This window comes from Campylobacter sp. CFSAN093259 (genome assembly GCF_012889985.1).
In the GTDB taxonomy this organism is placed as follows: domain Bacteria; phylum Campylobacterota; class Campylobacteria; order Campylobacterales; family Campylobacteraceae; genus Campylobacter_D; species Campylobacter_D jejuni.
The window spans coordinates 1,001,885-1,022,043 of the sequence record NZ_CP040617.1; the positions used below are offsets into that span (position 1 = coordinate 1,001,885).

Here is a 20,159-nt window from a genome sequence, read left to right on the forward strand (position 1 = left end):
AAAATTATTTTAAAATTGTATTAAAAATACAAGCAAATTTCAAGCCAAGTTTTAAATTTATCATCAATCTATCTTTAAAACACTCAAAAAAGCCTCTTGAGGTAAATTTACCTTACCTATAGCTTTCATTCTTTTTTTACCTTCTTTTTGCTTTTCTAAAAGCTTTCTTTTTCTAGTAATATCCCCACCATAACATTTTGCTGTCACATTTTTACCCATGGATTTAACAGTTTCTCTTGCGATGATTTTATTTCCAATACTTGCTTGAATGGCCACTTCAAAAAGCTGTCTAGGAACTATTTCTTTCATAGCACTAACAAGTTCTCTTCCTTTACTTTGCGCTTTTTCATTAGGCACGATAATGCTTAACGCATCAACATTTTCACCCGCTACCTTAATATCAAGTTTTACCAAATCCCCTACTCTAAATTCTATAGGCTCATAATCAAAACTCGCATAACCTTTTGTTAAGGACTTTAATTTATCATAAAAATCCATCACAATCTCATTTAAAGGCACATCATATTCTAGCAAAACACGCTCAGGTGTGATATAGTCCATTTTAACCTGTACTCCTCTTTTGCGATTTAAAAGAGTGATTAAATTCCCTAAAAATTCACTTGGAGTAATGATAGTAGCTTTAACATAAGGCTCTTTTATATGATCGATTTTATTAACAGGAGGAAGCTCGCTAGGATTTTGAATTTTAATAAGCTCTCCATCGGTTTGATAAATTTCATAAGTCACAGTTGGAGCTGTAGCAATCAAATCAAGATTAAATTCTCTCTCAAGCCTTTCTTTGATAACTTCCATATGTAAAAGCCCTAAAAATCCTACCCTAAAACCAAAGCCTAAGGCCAAAGAAGTTTCAGGCTCATAAGTAATAGAACTATCATTAAGCTTTAATTTATCCAAAGCATCTCTTAAATCTTCAAATTTATCCGTTTCTATAGGATAAAGTCCCGCAAACACAAAAGCTTTAGCCTTTTCAAAACCACCTATGGCTTCTTTAGCTTTGTTTTTTACCAAAGTGATGGTATCGCCTACTTGTACATCACCTACGGTTTTAAGCCCTAAAACCACCACACCTACTTCGCCTGATTGTAAAGATTGAGTTTTAATTGGACTTAAAGGGTGGGGATAAAAAAGATCTTGAACTATATGTTTTTTATCCGTACTCATGACTAAAACTTCATCGTTTTTAGCAATACTTCCTTCATAAATCCTAACCAAAGCCAAAGCACCCAAATAATTATCAAACCAAGAATCATAAATTAAAGCCTTAGTAGGAGCTTCATCATCTGTTTTTGGTGCAGGGATTTTAGTAATAATTGTTTCTATAAGCTCTTTTATACCCACTCCTGTTTTTGCACTCACGCAAATTGCATCTTTGCAATCTATACCTATAATATGCTCGATTTCATGCTTTACTTTCTCAACATCAGCATTAGGTAAATCGATTTTATTAATCACAGGAATGATTTCAAGATTATTTTCAAGCGCTATATAAACATTAGCTATAGTCTGTGCTTCAACACCTTGAGAAGCATCTACTACAAGCAAAGCCCCTTCACAACTTGCCAAAGAACGACTCACTTCATAAGAAAAATCCACATGGCCAGGAGTATCAATAAGATTTAAAACAAAATTTTCATTATTAAATTTATAATTTAAACGCACTGATTGTGCTTTTATGGTGATACCACGCTCTTTTTCTATATCCATAGTATCCATAACTTGTGAACTCATCTGCCTATCGCTAATAGCACCACACTCGCTAATAATCCTATCTGCAAGAGTAGATTTTCCATGATCTATATGAGCTATAATAGAAAAATTTCTAATATTTTTTACCGACAAAATTTCATCCTAAATATAAAATTTTAAAGCTAGGATTTTAACAAAATTTATGTTTAAAACAAATAAATTTTATTTTATATAAAAAACTTCAATTGAAATTTATATAAAGTATATTAAAATATCAAAATGTTTAAAAAATATTTAAAATCAGCTATATTTTTAGCTCTTTATCCCTTAGCAATGTTAGCTTCTAATTTGCACGAATTTATAACACTAAGTCAAAATAATGAATCCTATCTCATTAAGAAAATGCAAAGCGAACAAGCAAATTTAGACAAAGAACAAGCTTTTAGAAATTACCTACCCTCTCTTAGTCTAAGCTCAGCTTATGTAGCCAACAATAAAGATCGCTTCATTATCGATCCACAAGAAAGTTTATTTGCTAAAGTTTCTCTTAATTTTTTGCTTTTTGATGGGGGTGCTAGAGAGGCTAATTTAAGAGCTTTAGAAAGCAGAGAAAAATTAAGCTTTTTAGACAAAGAACAAAATAAAAATTACCTTGCCCTAAATGCAATCACACTTTATTTTAACACCTTAAGTCTTGAAAAAATTTTACTAGCCAATCAACAAAAAGTATCTTTTTTAAAATCAACTTTTGAAAGATTGCAAAAATTTTACGACGCGGGACTTAGCTCTAAAGATGAACTTGAAAGCATTAAGGCTAAATACCATTTAAGCTTATTAGAGCTCAGTCAAAATGAATTAAAACTTGCCAATATACAAAAAGAGATTAAAATTTTAAGCGATACAGATTTTAAAGTGCAAGGGAATGCTTTTTTAGAAAATCCGCAACAAGAAAAAAGTCAAAACTATGAAGTAATGATAGCTAAAGAACAAATCAATCTTGCTAAAGAAAGTGTAAATTTAGCAAAAGCTGAATATTTTCCAAAATTTTATATTCAAGATAATTTTAACTTTTATAAAAACAATTATAATCCAAAAGTTCCAGCTCCTTTTGCAAATTTAGCGGATCAATTCTTAGAAAAATATTCTCAAGGTAATCAATTTATTTTAGGTATGGAATGGAAAATTTTTGATTTCAATGCAAGGGCTAAAGAAGTTGAAAAAGAGCGTTTAAATGTTCAAATAGCCAATGCAAATGCAAGATTTAGCGAGAGAAAAAATAAAGAAGAATTAAATTATTTAGACAAAAGTTTAAAAGTTTTACAAGAACAAATTTTAGCTCTTAATCTTAGCTTAAATGCTGCAAATTTAGCTTTTGAAAGTGTAGATAAAAAATACCAAGCAGGACTTGTTTCTTATGTAGAATATCTTCAAGCTTTAGAGGCTAAATTTAAAGCACAAAGCGATTTAGAGCTTGCTAAAAATGAATTTGAAATTACTAAAGCAAATTATTATTTTAATGCGGGTATAGATCTTAATTCAAAGGTTAAAGAATGAAAAAAATTCTATTTTTACTTCTTGTTTTTAATTGCGCCTTTGGCGAAGAAATTTACGCAAGTTTCAATGTAGAAGCATCAAAACAAAGCAAACTTGCCCTTGAAAGCATAGGTTTGGTTCAAAAAATTCCTGTAGAAATTGGACAAAAAGTCAGCAAAGGAGAACTTTTACTTGCTCTTGATCAAGAAAGTGAAAAAATAGCTCTTCAAAATGCTCAAAATTCTTATCAGCTTGCCCTTGTAGAATACGAAAATACCAAAAGTAGGATGCAAAAAATCAAAGCTGTAGAAAATGTTATAGACAAACAAAGCTATGAAGATATGAAAGCTAAGTTTGATGCTGCTAATTTAAATTTAAACAAAGCAAAAATCAATATAGCTTATTATAACAATATCATGGCAAAAAAAGAATTACGCGCACCTTATGATGCTATTATCGCAAACAAATTTATACAAGTGGGCGAAGGAGTAGGAGGAGTAGCTCAACCTTTAATAGAAATTTTTTCCTATCCACAAAGCAAACTGATTTTAAGTTTTGATGAAAAATATAAAGATAAAGTTAGATTAGGCGATGATTTCTTTTATAAAATCGATCAAAATGGTACAGAATTGAAAGGAAAAATCAGCCTTATTTATCCAAGTATAGAAGTAAAAACAAGAAAAATTTATGCTGAAGTGCAAACCACAAATCTAACACCAGGGCTTTTTGGTGAAGGTAGAATCATCACTAAAGATTAAAAATGTTTAAACTAGCTATAAACCGACCTATTACCGTGCTAATGTTTTTCTTAGCTCTTATGATTTTTGGGCTAATCTCTGCTTTTAGCATGAGTGTAAATTTATTTCCTAATGTTTCCATACCTCTTATAAAAATCACAAGCAAGATAAATGGGGATTTAAATTTCGTAGAATCAAAAGTCACTAAAGAAATAGAAAATGCTTTAAGTGAAATCGATGGAGTAAAGACCATAACCTCAGCTGCGTATGATAATTTTAGTGTGAGTGTAGTGGAGTTTAAACTGGGTAAAAATCTTGAAGTAGCTGCTAATGATGTGCGTGATAAAATAGGAACTTTAAGCCTACCTTCTAAGCCTGAAATTGAAAAAATCAGTTCAGATTCTGGTTCTGCTATTTCGCTTTTTTTATATTCTAAAGATAAAATACAACTCATGCGTGAAATCAATGATAAAATAAAACCTTTTTTGCAAAGAGTTGAAGGAGTAGGTAAAATCGAAGCTAAGGGGTTTTTAGAACCCCAAATTCGCATAGAATTAAAACCAAACGAACTTAGAAAATACAATCTTAACGCCCTTGATGTAGCAAATATCATCAAAAGTCAAAATTTTAAACAAGCCCTAGGCGAACTTAACAACAATCAAGATAACTATATCATCAAAGGCTATTTTGAAGCCACAAATTTAGAAGAACTTAGTAATCTTCGCATAAAAACAGGGGTATTTTTAAGTGATATTGCTAATATTTCAAGCCTTTATGAAGATGAAAAACAAAGTGCTTTATACGAAGGTAAAGAAGGGGTGCTTTTAGAACTCGGAAAAATCACAAATTATAACACCCTTGAAATGATTAAAAATGTCAAAAATGCCTTGCCTATTTTAGAAAAACAAATTCCAAAAGATATAAGCATTAATATGCTTTATGATAAAAGCTTAAATATCCACAAGCACCTTTCTCAAGTGATTTTTGATATGGTTTTGGGGATTTTTCTAACCCTTGTTATCGTGTTTTTATTTTTAAGAAATTTAAGTGCAACTCTCATTGCTTGCATAGCTATACCTACTTCTATCATTTCAACTTTTTTTATTATCGATCTTTTAGGCTATGATTTAAACCGCTTAACTTTTATAGCTTTAACCTTAAGCATAGGAATTTTTATCGATGATGCTATAGTAGTGATTGAAAATATTGCTAAAAAACTAAAAACTTATCCGCCTTTACAAGCTGCTTTTTTAGGTATCAATGAAATAGGTTTTAGTGTTTTAAGCATAAGTATAGTTTTACTTTGTGTTTTTATCCCTATTTCTTATATGAACTCTATATCAGGGCTTTTTTTCAATGCCTTAGGCATAAGCGTTGCAAGTGGGATAGTTATAAGCTTTTTGGTTTCTGTATTTTTAATACCTAGTATTGGGGCAAGATTTTTAAATCCAAAAGAAAACAAGTTTTATGAAAAAACAGAAGCTTTTTTTGAAAAAATAGAGCAAAAGTATGAAAATTTACTCTATAAAATTTTACAAAATAAAGTAAAATTTATCCTAGCCACTCTTGTTTTTATAGGGCTTTCTTTTGCTTTAGCCACTCGCATAGGGCTTGATTTTTTACCTATGGAAGATGATAGTGAAATTCAAGTTTTGCTTGAAAGCAAAAAGGATTTAAGTTTAGAAGCCATGAAAGAAAAAAGTTTAAATTTGCTTGAAAAAATCAAAAATGATAGCAATGTCAAATACGCTTTTTTACTTGTAGGCTATGATGATGCCAAAGATGCTACAAAGGCTAAAATTTATGTTAAACTTAAAAATTTAGACGAAAGAAATTTAAGACAAACTGCCATAGTAAGTTTATATCGTCAAAAATTTCAAGATGAAAGTTTAAAAATCAAAATTTTAGAACTTCCAAAGATAGAGGGTGCAGGCATTGATGATCCCGTGCAATTTTTAATCTTAGGAGATGATTTAAACACTCTAAAAGAAGCTGCTTCTCAGGCAAAAGAAATTTTAGGCACTAATGCACGCATTGTAGATATAAGTGATAATGCTAATGCTACAAAAGATGAAGTAGCCTTACACATCAACAAAGAAAAAGCCAAACTTTTAGATGTCAATCCTCAATATATCGCTGGGGTTTTAGGGTATTCTTTCTCGCAACTTAGCGTAGGAAGCATGGATAGAGGCAATTCAAAAGATGATATTATCCTAAGTTTTGCTCCAGAATTTAAAAAAGACATAGAAGCTTTAAAGCGCATTAGCATTAAAAACAACCAAGGTATAAATTTAGAACTTTCAAGCGTGGTGGATTTTATATACAGTAAAGATTTAAAAACTATCAATCGTTACAATAAAAACCGCTCTGTGAAAATCACAGCTGGAGTGAATGATCTTTCCTTAGGAGCGGTGCAAAAACTTTTACTAGATAATATGGATAAAATTTTAAATAACAATCCAAGTCTTAGCTATGCTTTTTCAGGCTTTATCAATCTTTTAGGTGAAACCGTGCAAGGTTTTGCTATGGCAGTAGCACTTGCTTTTGTTTTAATTTATCTTGTTTTAGCCGCACTTTATGAAAGTTTTATTCTGCCTTTAATCATCATGATAACCATGCCTTTAGCCTTTGGCGGAGCTTCTATAGGGCTTTTTATCACAGGGCATAATTTTTCACTTTTTGTACTTATTGCCATCATCTTACTTTTTGGTATGGTAGGGAAAAATGCTATTTTACTCGTAGATGTAGCTAATAAAAAATGCCATGAAGGTTTAGATCCCGATAAAGCTCTTTTAATCGCTGGAAAATCGCGCTTAAGGGCTATATTGATGACAACTTTTGCTATGATTTTTGCTATGCTCCCACTTGCTCTTTCAAGGGGTGCGGGCTATGAAGCTAATTCTCCTATGGCAATAGCCATTATCTTTGGACTTATAAGTTCGACTTTGCTTACCTTACTCGTAGTACCTGCACTTTTTCAATTTTGTTTTAAACTAGATAGCAAATTAAGAAAAATTTATGAGAGAGAAAAATTAAATTAACCCAAATGATTAATTTAATTTTTTAAGTATTATTCTTATAAAGTGCTTTTAAGTTATCATAGGCAATTTGTATTTTTTCAAACTGCTCTCTTGCGTAAGCTTTTTCTATTGCACTTTTTCCTTGATGAAAATCAGGATGATAAAGTTTTACCAAAATCAAATATTTTTGTCTGATTTCACTAAGATCATTTTGCGGAGTGCATTCTAAAGTATTAAAATAATTACTAAAAAGCTTAGCTAAAGCATTAAATTTCCATTTCATATTTTCTTTATTGTGAATATTTTGGCGAAATTTTTTATACTCTTCGCGGTCAACTTCAAAATTCACGCAATATTTTAAATGCTCGCTCTCATCTGCAAAAGCTTCAAAAAGTTCAAGGGTATTCTCGTTTTTATATTCTAAAATTAGAATATTTGTCATTTCATTATATTCTATATTATGATCTTGAAAATAATTTCTTATATAAGTAATAAATAATTTTTCATTAGAGCTTAACTTCATCAAAATTCTACCCGCAACAAAATCAATCTTGATAAACAACATAGGCTTAAGCATATTATTTTGCTCAAAAATTAATCTAAAAGTTTTAAAATGAGCATCTTGTAAATTCTCTATACCTTCATTTGTGCTTTTGCGATATTTTTGATCTAAAACTTTTAAGAAATAACGGCGCTGTGGAATTTCATTTTCTTCAAAAAAAGAAAAAATTTTATTTTTTCGTCCTATGACCTTTGTGAAATTTTTGGTAATCAAGTCTTTAAAATACTGAAATACGCTAATATCATCTGTATTAACATTGATAGTTTCTAAAGTTTGCACGATTTGCATCTATTTCTCCCATAAAACCTCATTTTCAAAAAGCTCTTTAGTGCCTTTTAAAATTTCATTGGGTGTATAATCGGCTTTATAAGATAAAGATTGACACTTTTTTACAAAATACCCAAGATAAATATAATCTAAGTTCATTTTTTTAGCTATTTGTATTTCATTGAGCAAAGAAAATTTACCCAAAGAAAAATACGAAAAATCAGGATCATAAAAACAATAAATGCTTGAAATTCCATCCTCTAAAATATCAATCAAATCAACACAAACGAGCTTATCTTCTATATAAAATGCAAGCTCATATCCAAAATTCATAAAACCATCGACATAAAGATTATAATACTGTTTAAAGCTTAAATCATAACGCTTCCAGTTCTTTTTTTCTTCCATAAAACGATGGTATTTATCATATAAAAACAAATGTTCATTGCTTAAATTGGGTGTTCTAAGTATAACTTTGGTGTTAATATTTTTATTTACAACCCTTCTTTCACTTCTTGAAAAATTATATTCATTAACTAAAATTCTAAGACTTAAACATTCATCACAATCTTTACAAATAGGGCGTGAAAAATACCTACCAAAACGACGCCAACCTCGTTTTATTAGCTCATTATTGATTTCTTTAGGGCAATTTTCAATGTATTTATACTCTATTCTTGAACGTTTATCCTTTAAGTAAGGACACTGATCTTCAAGAGTACAAAAACCAATCTCAAGCATTAAATTTTCTTAATATCTGTATTTTTAATAAATTCGGAAAATTCATCCTGTAGTTTTTCTTGCTTTAAGAAAATTTCTTGCATTTCCTTATCTATGTTTGTTTCTTGATTTTTTTCGCGAATATCTTTAGCTAGTTTTTCTAAATTTTTTACACTTGCTCCACTCTTGCTTGATTTCTTCGCTAATTTTGAAGTATTGGTGTTAGCTTGCATTTCTTTTTTAATACTTTTAAGACTGTCTAAAAAATCCATCTATTATTCCCTACTTTCTCGTATTTTTTTAAGCGTAGCAGCTATTGCAGCTATAACTTCTTCTTTATTTTCTTGATGACGATCTTCTGTTTTTTCTAATAATTCTTGCATATGTGTCTCTATGAAAGAGGTGTCTAAATACCCCCTTCTAAATTCTCTTGTTTTTGTAATGGCAATTAAAAATGGTATTGTTGTTCTAATATCATCAATCACAAATTCCTTCAAAGCACGCTCAAGTTTATTAACCGCTAAATCATAACTTGTTGCTTTAATAATAAGCTTTGCAAGCATGGAATCATAATAAGGCGGCACAGTATAGTCTTTATAAATATGACTATCAACCCTAACAGATGGTCCAAGAGCTGGGTAGTATTCTCCTATTTTTCCAGGACTTGGAATAAAATTTTTCCATACATTTTCAGCAGTAATTCTAGCTTCAATAGCAAAACCCCTAGGTTTAATATCGCTTTGTTCTAAGTCCAAAATTTCTCCTGCTGCAATACGAATTTGTCTTACAATAAGATCAATACCTGTAATTTCTTCAGTAATTGGATGCTCAACTTGAATTCTTGTATTCATTTCCATAAAATAAAAGCGATTATAATCATCAAGCAAAAACTCTATAGTTCCAGCATTTGTATAACCTACAGCCTTAGCAGCTGCCACAGCTGTAACACCCATGGTTTTTCTAAGATTATCTGAAATTCCAGGGCAAGGTGCTATCTCAATTACCTTTTGATGTCTTCTTTGAATAGAACAATCCCTTTCACAAAGATGGATAATATTTCCGTAGTTATCTCCTAAAATTTGAAATTCTATATGTCTGGGATTAACTACATATTTTTCCATAAATACTTCATCATTATTAAAGTATGTTAAAGCTTCTCTTTTGCAAGATTCAAAGGCATTTTCAAGATCTTGTTCTTTATGAACAACGCGAATTCCGCGTCCACCTCCACCACCTGAAGCTTTTAAAATAACAGGATAACCAATCTTCTCAGCAAAAATTTTAATTTCTTCCATGCTATAGGAATTTAATTTTTCAGTCCCTGGAACAATAGGTATGCCATTTTTAGCCATTAACTTACGAGCGATATTTTTATTTCCCATCTTATGGATTACTTCAGATTTTGGACCTATAAAAATAATTCCAGCATCTTCACAAGCCTTAGCAAATTCGTAATTCTCACTTAAAAATCCATAACCAGGATGGATCGCATCAGCACCACAAGCCTTAGCAATCTCGACAATACGAACAACATCTAAATATCCTCTTATAGCATCCGTTCCTATGCGATAAGCCTCATCTGCGATTTTTACATGCAAACATTCACGATCAGGCTCTGTAAAAACTGCAACACTTTTAATATGTAAATCTCTACAAGCACGGATTACTCTAACAGCTATTTCAGCTCTATTTGCTATGAGAATTTTATGGATTTGATTCATAATTTGCCTTTTTTGTTATATTTTTATTGTTAATTTTAGCAAATTTTCCTTACAAAAACTTAGCAAAAAATTTAATTTATTTTAGTTATAATAAAACTTTTTAAAATTTTAATTCCAATAAAGAAAAGTTATAATTATAATGGTTGCTGATAAAAGATTATTTTATTTAAGTTGTATTTTAATCACCATAGGAATAGTATTTTCATACTCTCTTACAGCTTTTACTGTTCTTTTTCTTGACTATAGCGAGTTTCATTTTTTTATTCGTCAGCTTTTTTTTGGAATTAGTGGCATACTTATAATGTTTTTTATTTCTCGATTGGATCCTGATAAAGCACTTTCTAAAAAAATTATTTTAGCTATTTTGATTATTTCTTTTATCTTTATCATCATTTTGCCATTTTTACCTTCTGCATTAGCAACAGCTAGCGGAGGAGCTAAACGCTGGATACGCTTAGGCCCACTCTCTATCTCTCCTGTGGAATTTTTTAAAATAGGATTGATTTATTTTTTAGCATGGAGCTATACAAGGCGTATTGATGATAGTAAAAAAGCTATCAGACACGAGGCTTTAATTCTTCTGCCTTATTGTATCTTAGCTTCTATAGTTATAGGATATATTTATATCACTCAAAACGATTTAGGACAAAGTGTAATTTCTTTCTTTTTGATTCTAGCTTTAGCTTTTTTTGCAGGAGCTAGCAAAAGACTTTTTGCTTTTGGAACTTTAATCATTATGATGATAGGTATAATGGTAATTTTTAGTAACCAAAGAAGAATTCAAAGAATCGCTTCTTGGTGGGGGAATATACAAGATGCTTTTTTACCTATGCTTCCTGATTGGCTGGCAAATGCTTTAAGAGTAAGTAGCAACAGCGAGCCTTATCAAATTTCACACTCTTTAAATGCTATAGCCCATGGAGGAATGTTTGGCGAAGGCCTAGGACTTGGAACTTTTAAATTAGGCTTTTTAAGTGAAGTGCATACTGACTTTGTTCTTTCAGGAATTACTGAAGAAATAGGACTTTTAGGTCTTGGGGTTATTTGCTATATTTATCTTTGGATGATTTTAAGAATTTTTAGAATTGCAGGAAGATGTGAAGCTAAACAAGATTTTATTTTTTGTTCAGGCATAGCCTTACTTTTACTTTTTTCTTTCTTTATGAATGCTTTTGGTATTATTTCTCTTACTCCACTAAAAGGTGTAGCGGTTCCACTTTTAAGCTATGGAGGAAGTTCAATGTGGGCAATTTGCATAGGCATAGGATATGTATTAATGATTTCAAAAAAGGTTAAATTATGACAATAGCTTTAACAGGTGGTGGAACTGGAGGACATTTGGCCATAGTGCGTTGCTTATTAGAAAGTGCGATTAAAAAAAATATAGAATGTGTATACATAGGCAGTCAAAATGGTCAAGATAAAGCTTGGTTTGAAAATGAAGTACGCTTTAAGGAAAAATTTTTTTTAAGCTCTAAAGGAGTGGTTAATCAAAGCAAATTTGACAAAATCAGTTCTTTACTCCACACCTTAAAACTCTCCAAAGATTGTAGAGAAATTTTTAAAAAATACCACATCCAAGCCGTTTTTAGTGTAGGTGGATACAGTGCAGCTCCTGCATCTTTTGCGGCTTTATTCTCACATTTGCCTCTTTTTATACATGAACAAAATTCAAAAAGCGGCTCTTTAAATATGCTTTTAAAACCTTTCGCTACAAAATTTTTTAGCGCCTTTGAAAAAGAAATTAGCCCTTATCCTGTAGCAGATAAATTTTTTGATAATGCTAGGATTCGCAAAGAATTAAAAAATATTATTTTCTTAGGAGGATCACAAGGAGCTAGCTTTATAAACGAACTAGCTTTAAATTTAGCACCAAAACTTCAAGAACAAAATATCAAAATCATCCATCAATGTGGAAAAAATGATTTTGAAAAGTGCAAAAAACATTATCAAAGCTTAAATATCCAAGCTGATATTTTTGATTTTAGTTTAAATTTGGAAGAAAAAATGAAAAATGCAGATCTAGCTATATCAAGAGCAGGTGCAAGTACTCTTTTTGAACTTTGTGCTAATACTTTGCCCACTATTTTTATACCTTATCCTTATGCAGCTAAAAATCATCAATACTTTAATGCTAAATTTTTACAAGATCAAGCTTTATGTCAAATTTTTATGCAAAACTCTATTAATCTTGATGAATTTTTTAAGTCAATATTAAAACTAAATCTAGAAAATATTTCTACAAGATTGCAAAATATAACCCAAAAAAATGGCGCAGATATGCTAATCCAAAAAGCTTTATTTGATAATTTGACTTTTATAAGATAAATATCCAAAGATATTTACTAAAATTCCAACAAAAACTAACATCAAAATAGCAAATGAAAAATTTTCAAATTTGTCATGCAAAAAACCTATAATCCATTGTCCTTGTGCTGCAATTAAATATCCAAAACCCTGAGCTAAAGCAGAAAGTCTCGCTGCTATTTGAGCATTAGAGCTTTTTTGTGCAATAAAAAGCAACGCAATGCCAAAAACTCCACCCCATGGAAAACCCATGATAAAAGCACTGATAATAATAGAAATTTTACTATCAAAAATAAAGAGCATACCAAAAGCGATCACATACATACCGCACAAACCTGCTATGTAAAAAGTATGTAAATTTTGTCTTAATTTTCCTAAAAGTAAAGGGCCAAAAAGAGACACTGGAGCTGCAACAAGTTGAGCAAATAAAACCATACTTGTAGAAAATTCTTTATCAAATCCTTTTTCTACAACAATTTGAACATACCAAAAAAACAAAGAATAAGCTAAAAAACTTTGAAATCCCATAAAAAGAGTAATTTTCCAAGTTGTTAAATTTATAAAAAGATTGATTTTTTTATGAGCTTTTTTCTTAATACGAAAAAATCTACCATTTTTAGCTTGAGGATAGTAAACTACTAAAGCTACAAAAGAAAAAATAGCCCAGAAAAACATAGCTCCAGCTAAATCAAATACACTAAGCAAAGGTATAGCTAAAGCAATACCTATAATCGAAGAAATACTCAAAACAAGACTATAAATTCCCATTATACTTGCCATTTTTTTTGGAAATTTTTCTTTAATAAAACTAGGAAGTAAAACATTTGCAATTGCTATACCACAGCCCATTGCTAACATTCCTAAAAATAAGCCATATACACCAAAATAAGAACGAATAATTTCGCCTAAAAAAATTAAAAAATTCCAAAAACAATAGCACGAATAGGAGAAAAATACCCCACAATAAAAGAAATACTTCCAAAAGCTATCAAAGGAAGACTTGTAAGTATGCCTGCTACGGTTGAGTTTAAATAATACTTATCTTTAATAATATCAATAATAGGCCCCACTGCAGTAATTGGGGCTCTAAGATTAAAAGCTACAATAATAACAATAATAACATTAATCCAAAATATCTTTTTAAAAGAAGCCATAAAAGCCTTATTTGTTAAGTTCTACTTTGAATATTTTACCTTCTGCCATCTTAGGAATCCATAAAATATTACCTTCAATAAATATATCTGCAGGACCTTTCATCAAAGGAAGTTCAAGTTTTACAGATTTAACATTATCTAAATTATAAATATATCCATTTAGATTATTTCCCCAAGAACTTACCAATAAACCATCTTTATAAGGAACTATTCCATCATAAGATTCTTTTTCATTTTTAATTATACTGAGTTCTTTTGTATTTAAATCATAAGCCATTACAACACCGCCACTTACACCATCAGGATGATAACCAGTTATAAAAAGCTTATGTTTTTTTCTATCTAGATATAACCCATTTGGACCGCCAAATTTTGCTAAATCAAGTTTTAATAATTCATCATATTGCTTAGTTTTTAAATCAACCTTTAAAATAAGCCCTGTGCCAGTATCGCTAACCAAAAGCGTATTGTCGTCTAATTTTTCTATGTCATTTAAAAAGATTGCACCTTTAATAGGTAAATTAAAAATTTCTTTTTTAGTTTTAAGATCAAAACCGCGTAAAACATCGATATCTACCACATAAAGAGTTTTTCCAATCTCCATCATGCCTTTTGGTGCATTAAGATGGGTTAAAAATTTATATTCTAGCACTTTGCCATTTTTATCAAGCTTAGAAATAAATCCATCATTATCTTTCGCCAAAGGTTCAAGTTTTTCTCCTACATTAGATACATAAACATAGTTTTTATCTACAAAAATACTTTCAGGGCTTTTAAAACCATCAAATTCTTGATATTTTAATTCACTTGCACCAAGCAAACTTCCAAGAAGCGCTAAACTTAAAACATATTTTTTCATATTTTCTCCTTTATTTAAAAATATTTTCATTGAATTATATTTATTTAGATAAAAAAAATGTGCTAGTTTTTTGATAAAAAATACAAGTTTTTTGTTTTTTGATATTGCTTAGGAGTTTGCTCATATTTCTCTTTAAATCTTTCAATAAACCAAGCTACCGAAGAAAAAGCGCACTCATTAGCTATTTCATTGATATTTTTTTTAGAAAATTTAAGTAAAATCTTTGCTTTTTGCAACCTTTTTTCATCTAACCATTTTTTAGGACTTTGTCCAAAACATTTCTTAAATTCTTTAGAAAAAGTTGCTAAATCTAATTTCGCAAAATTAGACATTTCATTTACGCTTAAAAATTCTCTACCACAATACTCAAAAAGCTGGGAAAGATCAAGGCGAAATTCTTTTAAAATTCCTGATAAAAAACTAATAAAATAAATATTCTTATTTAAAAGCAAATGTAAAAAAATCTCTTCAAATTTCAAACTCACTATAGGATCTAAAATTTGCGTATTTTCTTCAAAATGCGGTGAAAAACTTTCCAAAATTCCTTGCAAAATCTTATCATTTTTTACCCAAAAAATTTCATAGTTTTGAAACTTTTGATCTAGTTTAAAAAAATCTTTATACTTATAAATAAGCTCAATTAAAAATGCATTGTCAAAAAAAAATAAATAAGCTTCATAAACTCCTTTACTAAGTCCTACATTGCTTAAAGTATAGCTCCCAGCTTTTAAAAACAAAGTTTCATAAGAGTTAATCTTATAATCTTTTGATGCAGTGTGTAAAATTTTATATCCTTTGCGAACAAAAGTTAAAAGATGACTTCCTACATTAACAAAAGTAGAATGCGAAGTATCCGTTTGTGTATATTTAGCAAAAGTGCAAGATTTAATTTTTTTATAATTGACACCTTTTAATTGCTTTAAATCTTCTGGTAAAGAAAGAATTTTATTCATCGTAAATTTTGCCTACATTCTAAAAGATACTTTTTAAGATCTTTTTCTTTCATTAAAATTTCACGCATGCAAACACCTACTACATTTATATCTTTAAAATTTTCTATATTTTGAGCATTGATACCGCCTATAGCATAAAGTGGAATTTGACTAAATTCAAGCAAGGATTTTAAAAAATCAATCCCTTTAGGTTCTAAACCCATCTTGCAAGAACTTTCAAAAATATGCCCTACAAAAGCATAATTTACCTTATAGCTCATCGCCTCTAAAAGCTCTTCTTTGCTATGGACTGAAGTACCAAGTATATGAAAATATTTTGTTAATTTAGGTTCTTTTCTTAGCAAAGAAAGCGGTGCGTGAAAATAACGATGTCCCAATTTTAAACACTCCCTATCAAAAAAATGCAAAAAACAAGTCACTTTTTGCTTTGCGCAAATGCTTAAAACTTCTTTTGCTAAGTCATAATACTCAAATTCGCTTAAATCTTTTTCTCTTAAAACTATAGCATCTACCTTAGCCTTAGCAAGTTTTTCAATCTGCTTTAAAAAGTCTATTTCTACACATTTTCTATCGCTTATGGCGATGATTTTTTTATCCCACATAGATACTATCGCTCATCACAGCTTGTAAATTGGATCTTTTAAGCATAGCTAAAATTTCATCTACGCTTCTATCATCTGAAATTTCAAACTGCTCATCACCCTTTTTCTCACCCTTATGCTCACCTATACCCACACTCACTCCTGCACTCATTTTAGTAGCACCAAGCTTGATAACCTCATCTCTAAAACCTATTCTTTCACGACTTGAAATGGTAATGCCCGCAAAAGGCAAAAAGAGCCTATAAGCACAAAGTACTTGCAAAAGGCGTTTTTCACTTACATCTTTAGGATGGATTTTGGCATTATTGATAATAGGTCTTAAACGCGGCACTGAAATAGAAATTTCAGCATGCGAATAAGCTTGTTGTAAAAAATGTGCATGAAGCGCCGTAGCAAGAGCGTCTTTTCTAAAATCATCTATACCCAAAAGTGCCGCAAAAGCCACTCCACGCATACCCGCTTTTAAAGCTCTTTCTTGAGCATTAAAGCGATAAGGAAAAATGCGTTTTTCACCAGCTAAATGAATTTTAGAATATTTTAGAGGATTGTAAGTTTCTTGAAAAACAGTCACATAATCACAACCCTTTTCATGCAAAATTTTATATTCATCTTCATTCATAGGATAAATTTCAACGCCCACAACCTTAAAATACTCTCTAGCTATTTTACAAGCATTTGCTATATATTCTACACTTGCAAACTCCCTGCCCTCGCCTGTTAGCATTAAAATTTCTTCTAAACCACTTTTAGCAATGGCTTGCATTTCTTCGTGAATTTCAGCTTCATTTAGCTTAGCTCTTGCGATTTTATTACCTTTTTGAAAACCACAATAAACACATTTAGAATTACAATAATTTGACAAATAAAGTGGGGTAAAAAGAGAGATAGAATTTCCAAAATATTTTTGCTTGACTTTAGCGGATTTAAAGGCTAATTCTTCTATGAAATCTTCTGCTGCACTTGAAAGCAAGGCTTTTAAATGCTCTATGCTTAAATGTGTTTGATTTAAAGCATTTTTAACATCTTTAGCGCTAAATTGACTCTCATCATAGCTTTGAACTTGACTTAAAACCTTATTTAAAATTTCGCTTTTTATTTCCTGCATGTGAGGTAAATACTGCATATAATCTTGCATAATCAATCCCTTAAAAAGCCTGTTAATGGAGAACTTGCTTTAGCTTTACTCACACTTGCCAAACCTGCTAAAAAAGCCGCTCTTCCCGCATTTACTGCCAAAGAAAAAGCTTTAGCCATCAAGGCTATATCTTTAGCTTCAGCTATGGCTGTATTTACCATCACCGCACTTACTCCCATTTGCATAGCTTCACAAGCTTGTGAAGGACTTCCAATACCCGCATCTACAATGATAGGCAAATCAATTTCATTAAGCAAAATTTGTATAAATTCCTTAGCACATAAGCCTTTATTACTCCCAATAGGTGCTGCTAAAGGCATGATAGCCGCAGCTCCTGCATCACGCATAGCTTTAGCTGCGTAAAGATCAGCATGCATGTAAGGTAGAGGTGTAAAACCCTCTTTAGCTAAAAGCTCGCAAGCTTTAATCGTTTCATAATTATCAGGCAGCAAATACCTACTATCACTTATCACTTCTATCTTGATAAGTTCTCCACAACCAAGCTCTTTTGAAAGCCTTGCAATGCGTAAGGCTTCTTCGGCGTTTCTTGCGCCTGAAGTGTTGGGTAAAAGTGTGATATTTTTAGGGATATAATCAAGTATATTAGCAATTTCCCCTGTATTTGCACGGCGTAAGGCTAGAGTGATAATCTGTGCTTTAGCTTCTTCTATAGCTGATTTTATAAGCTCTAGCGAATATTTTCCAGAACCTAAAATAAATCTTGAATCAAACTCGTATTTGCCTATTTTTAATTTATCGTTTTTTAAATTTTCTTGCATTTTTACTCCTTATTTGCTAAAAGCTCTAAAACAAGGTTACTTTGATGTCCTGCGCAAATATTTACCCTTGGCGCCATAAGTCCATTTCCTAGCTTAGCACCATTTACCAAATCCCCACACACATAGAAATTTTTAGCAATTTTTCTTGTTTGTATGCTGTTGCTATCACCATAGCCCGCAAGCCCTGAAGCGCAGATTAAAATACTATCTTTGTAAAATCTATGAAAATTTTGTGCCATCATTGCTTTTGCGATAGCACTATCAAAAGCTTCACAAACTATATCTATATCTTTAAACAAAGATTTTAAATTATCCTCATTGATTTTCAAAGTGCAAATTTCAATGCTGATATAAGGATTAATTTCGCTAATTTGCTCTTTTAAAGCTTCGGTTTTAAATTTACCCAAATCACTTACACGATAAGCTTGACGATTCAAATTGCTAGGCTCAATCACATCAAAATCAATCAACTTTAAATACCCCACTCCACTTCTTGCTAAATTTATCGCAATGTGCGATCCAAGCCCACCTAAACCACAAACTGCCACGCGCCCATTTTTAAGTTTATCATGAAGTTTTGGAGTGTGTCTTGCTCTCATCATAGCGTCTAGCGCATCTTTTGGAGGTAAAGTATTTCTTTCTATACAAAAAAGCTCATCATCTTCGTTTAAAGCGATATTCTCTTTTGTTGCAAAACCATTGATAATCCATACATCATTTTCATTTTTGCTGATATTTTCAAAAAATTCCAAACTTGTTTTAAAGTCTGTATCAAGTTCTTTGCCATTAAATTTTACTCTCATCATCCACCTCCTACAAAACTTACAATTTCAGCTTTATCGTTTTCTTTTAAAATCAAATTTTCAAATTCACTCTTAGGTATAATCTCTCCATTTAATTCCAAGGCGATAAGTTCTATTTTCAAGCCTTTTTCTTTGATAAAATCCATAAATTTAAGCTCTTTTAACTCAAGCTTTTGTCCATTGATAATCATTCTAAACCTTTAAAAATTTTCTATCAAGTCTTTAAAAACAAGACAAAGTTTTTCAAATTCTTCTATACTTACCCTTTCATCAATAGCGTGAATTCTATCATTACAAACCCCAAATTCTACTACCTTTACACCGTATTTTGCAAAATACCTTGCATCACTTGTACCGCCTTTGGTATTAAGCTCTGGCACTTCATGAGTGATTTTTTGAACACTTTCATTCATTTTTTGAACGATTTTATTGTCGATATTTGTCAAAAAAGCTTCGCTTGATTGTTTTAGCTCTAACTCATAGTTTAAACCATGGCAAATTTTTTCTACATAGCTTTTTACATCTTCTAAGCTTGTATCAGGGGAATTGCGAACATTAAACATAAGTTTTAAATCATTTGGCGTAACATTACACACCCCCATACCTCCACGAATATCAGTTATAACGATTTTTGAAGGACTAAATTCAGCACTTCCAGGATCAAGATCAAAACCCGCTAAAAGCTTTAAAACTGGCGCAAAATCATGCACAGGATTGATACATTTTTCAGGATAAGCAACATGCCCTTGTTTTCCACGGATTAAAAGCTTTCCATTGATAGAACCACGACGCCCTATTTTGATACTATCGCCGATTTTTTTAACACAGGTTGGCTCTGCAACCACAGCATAATCAGGTAGCATATCTCTTTCTTGCATCCATTCTAAAACAGCCTTAGTTCCATATATAGCTTCGCCTTCTTCATCACTTGTTAAAATAAGACTCAGCCTAGCTCCTTTAAAATCCGTATTCTTTACCGCATCTACAAAGGCTGCTACTCCGCTTTTCATATCTTGAGCACCCCTTGCATAGATAAAGCCTTCTTTTTCCACAGGCGCAAAAGCATTATTACTCCAACCCTCGCCTGCAGGCACCACATCTACATGCCCACCAAAAGCTAAATGCTCGCCTTCATCTTTAAATTTTTTAGTGAGTAAAAGGTTTTTAATGCCTTCTTTTTCTATAAAAAAAGCTTCAAAATCACTCAGTTCCATAGCGATGAAATTTAAAGCTCCATCATCATTTGGCGTAACAGATTTAAATTTTAAAAGTTCGATTAAAAATTCTTTTGCATTCATTT

Annotated in this window: 18 protein-coding genes and 1 pseudogene; 5 read left to right on the forward strand and 14 right to left on the reverse strand. The window is 31.0% G+C overall.

Annotation, left to right across the window (positions count from 1 at the left end):
• Positions 1 to 63: 63 nt before the first annotated feature.
• Complete coding sequence (gene lepA, locus FBF20_RS05305) at positions 64 to 1,860, reverse strand: translation elongation factor 4 (RefSeq protein ID WP_002837927.1); 1,797 nt, start codon at positions 1,858 to 1,860, stop codon at positions 64 to 66.
• A 126-nt stretch (positions 1,861 to 1,986) separates the two neighbouring features.
• Between lepA and cmeD the strand changes: the two genes are divergently transcribed.
• The 3 genes from cmeD to cmeF are packed head-to-tail and all read left to right on the forward strand — an operon-like array spanning position 1,987 to position 7,018.
• Positions 1,987 to 3,261 (forward strand): multidrug efflux RND transporter outer membrane subunit CmeD, encoded by a 1,275-nt coding sequence (gene cmeD, locus FBF20_RS05310; RefSeq protein WP_002890037.1) that lies wholly within the window; start codon positions 1,987 to 1,989, stop codon positions 3,259 to 3,261.
• Positions 3,258 to 3,998, forward strand: a complete 741-nt coding sequence (gene cmeE, locus FBF20_RS05315; RefSeq protein WP_002855808.1) for a multidrug efflux RND transporter periplasmic adaptor subunit CmeE — start codon at positions 3,258 to 3,260, stop codon at positions 3,996 to 3,998. The genes cmeD and cmeE overlap by 4 nt, the downstream gene beginning before the upstream one ends.
• 2 nt (positions 3,999 to 4,000) lie before the next feature.
• On the forward strand, positions 4,001 to 7,018 hold the full coding sequence (gene cmeF / locus FBF20_RS05320) for a multidrug efflux RND transporter permease subunit CmeF (protein ID WP_002890039.1): 3,018 nt from the start codon (positions 4,001 to 4,003) through the stop codon (positions 7,016 to 7,018).
• Positions 7,019 to 7,040: 22 nt separating this feature from the next.
• Here cmeF and FBF20_RS05325 read toward each other — a convergent pair whose 3' ends face one another.
• The 4 genes from FBF20_RS05325 to FBF20_RS05340 are packed head-to-tail and all read right to left on the reverse strand — an operon-like array spanning position 7,041 to position 10,267.
• The gene (locus FBF20_RS05325; protein WP_002852998.1) at positions 7,041 to 7,847 is read right to left on the reverse strand and encodes an adenylosuccinate lyase; all 807 of its coding nucleotides are present in this window, start codon (positions 7,845 to 7,847) and stop codon (positions 7,041 to 7,043) included.
• A complete protein-coding gene (locus FBF20_RS05330; RefSeq protein ID WP_002853863.1) occupies positions 7,848 to 8,567 on the reverse strand; it encodes an arginyltransferase in 720 nt (239 codons plus the stop codon).
• Entirely contained in the window at positions 8,567 to 8,818 is a 252-nt protein-coding gene (locus FBF20_RS05335) for a hypothetical protein (protein ID WP_002853000.1), read from the reverse strand. Before FBF20_RS05335 ends, FBF20_RS05330 begins: the two co-directional genes overlap by 1 nt.
• 3 nt (positions 8,819 to 8,821) lie before the next feature.
• On the reverse strand, positions 8,822 to 10,267 hold the full coding sequence (locus FBF20_RS05340) for an acetyl-CoA carboxylase subunit A (RefSeq protein WP_002853011.1): 1,446 nt from the start codon (positions 10,265 to 10,267) through the stop codon (positions 8,822 to 8,824).
• A 139-nt stretch (positions 10,268 to 10,406) separates the two neighbouring features.
• Between FBF20_RS05340 and ftsW the strand changes: the two genes are divergently transcribed.
• Positions 10,407 to 11,570, forward strand: coding sequence for a putative lipid II flippase FtsW (gene ftsW, locus FBF20_RS05345; RefSeq protein ID WP_002853553.1), 1,164 nt, complete (start codon positions 10,407 to 10,409; stop codon positions 11,568 to 11,570).
• The gene (gene murG, locus FBF20_RS05350; protein WP_002852970.1) at positions 11,567 to 12,595 is read left to right on the forward strand and encodes an undecaprenyldiphospho-muramoylpentapeptide beta-N-acetylglucosaminyltransferase; all 1,029 of its coding nucleotides are present in this window, start codon (positions 11,567 to 11,569) and stop codon (positions 12,593 to 12,595) included. Before ftsW ends, murG begins: the two co-directional genes overlap by 4 nt.
• Here murG and FBF20_RS05355 read toward each other — a convergent pair.
• From FBF20_RS05355 to dapE, 9 genes and pseudogenes are all read right to left on the reverse strand, one after another.
• A pseudogene (locus tag FBF20_RS05355) lies at positions 12,566 to 13,728 on the reverse strand (CynX/NimT family MFS transporter). The gene murG and the pseudogene FBF20_RS05355 overlap by 30 nt on opposite strands.
• Positions 13,729 to 13,735: 7 nt before the next feature.
• Entirely contained in the window at positions 13,736 to 14,587 is an 852-nt protein-coding gene (locus FBF20_RS05360) for an ATP-binding protein (RefSeq protein ID WP_002852987.1), read from the reverse strand.
• A 62-nt stretch (positions 14,588 to 14,649) separates the two neighbouring features.
• The gene (locus FBF20_RS05365; RefSeq protein ID WP_002852985.1) at positions 14,650 to 15,540 is read right to left on the reverse strand and encodes an AraC family transcriptional regulator; all 891 of its coding nucleotides are present in this window, start codon (positions 15,538 to 15,540) and stop codon (positions 14,650 to 14,652) included.
• On the reverse strand, positions 15,537 to 16,142 hold the full coding sequence (locus FBF20_RS05370) for a thiamine phosphate synthase (RefSeq protein ID WP_002852949.1): 606 nt from the start codon (positions 16,140 to 16,142) through the stop codon (positions 15,537 to 15,539). Before FBF20_RS05370 ends, FBF20_RS05365 begins: the two co-directional genes overlap by 4 nt.
• Positions 16,132 to 17,277, reverse strand: a complete 1,146-nt coding sequence (gene thiH, locus FBF20_RS05375; protein ID WP_002852974.1) for a 2-iminoacetate synthase ThiH — start codon at positions 17,275 to 17,277, stop codon at positions 16,132 to 16,134. The genes FBF20_RS05370 and thiH overlap by 11 nt, the downstream gene beginning before the upstream one ends.
• Positions 17,278 to 17,279: 2 nt before the next feature.
• Complete coding sequence (locus FBF20_RS05380; protein WP_002869461.1) at positions 17,280 to 18,056, reverse strand: thiazole synthase; 777 nt, start codon at positions 18,054 to 18,056, stop codon at positions 17,280 to 17,282.
• Between the two features lie 2 nt (positions 18,057 to 18,058).
• Positions 18,059 to 18,862 carry a thiamine biosynthesis protein ThiF gene (gene thiF / locus FBF20_RS05385; RefSeq protein ID WP_002859169.1) on the reverse strand — a complete coding sequence of 268 codons (804 nt, stop codon included), beginning with the start codon at positions 18,860 to 18,862 and terminating at the stop codon, positions 18,059 to 18,061.
• Positions 18,859 to 19,050 (reverse strand): sulfur carrier protein ThiS, encoded by a 192-nt coding sequence (gene thiS / locus FBF20_RS05390; RefSeq protein ID WP_002853007.1) that lies wholly within the window; start codon positions 19,048 to 19,050, stop codon positions 18,859 to 18,861. The genes thiF and thiS overlap by 4 nt, the downstream gene beginning before the upstream one ends.
• A 9-nt stretch (positions 19,051 to 19,059) precedes the next feature.
• Positions 19,060 to 20,157, reverse strand: coding sequence for a succinyl-diaminopimelate desuccinylase (gene dapE, locus FBF20_RS05395; RefSeq protein WP_002890041.1), 1,098 nt, complete (start codon positions 20,155 to 20,157; stop codon positions 19,060 to 19,062).
• Positions 20,158 to 20,159 lie beyond the last annotated feature (2 nt).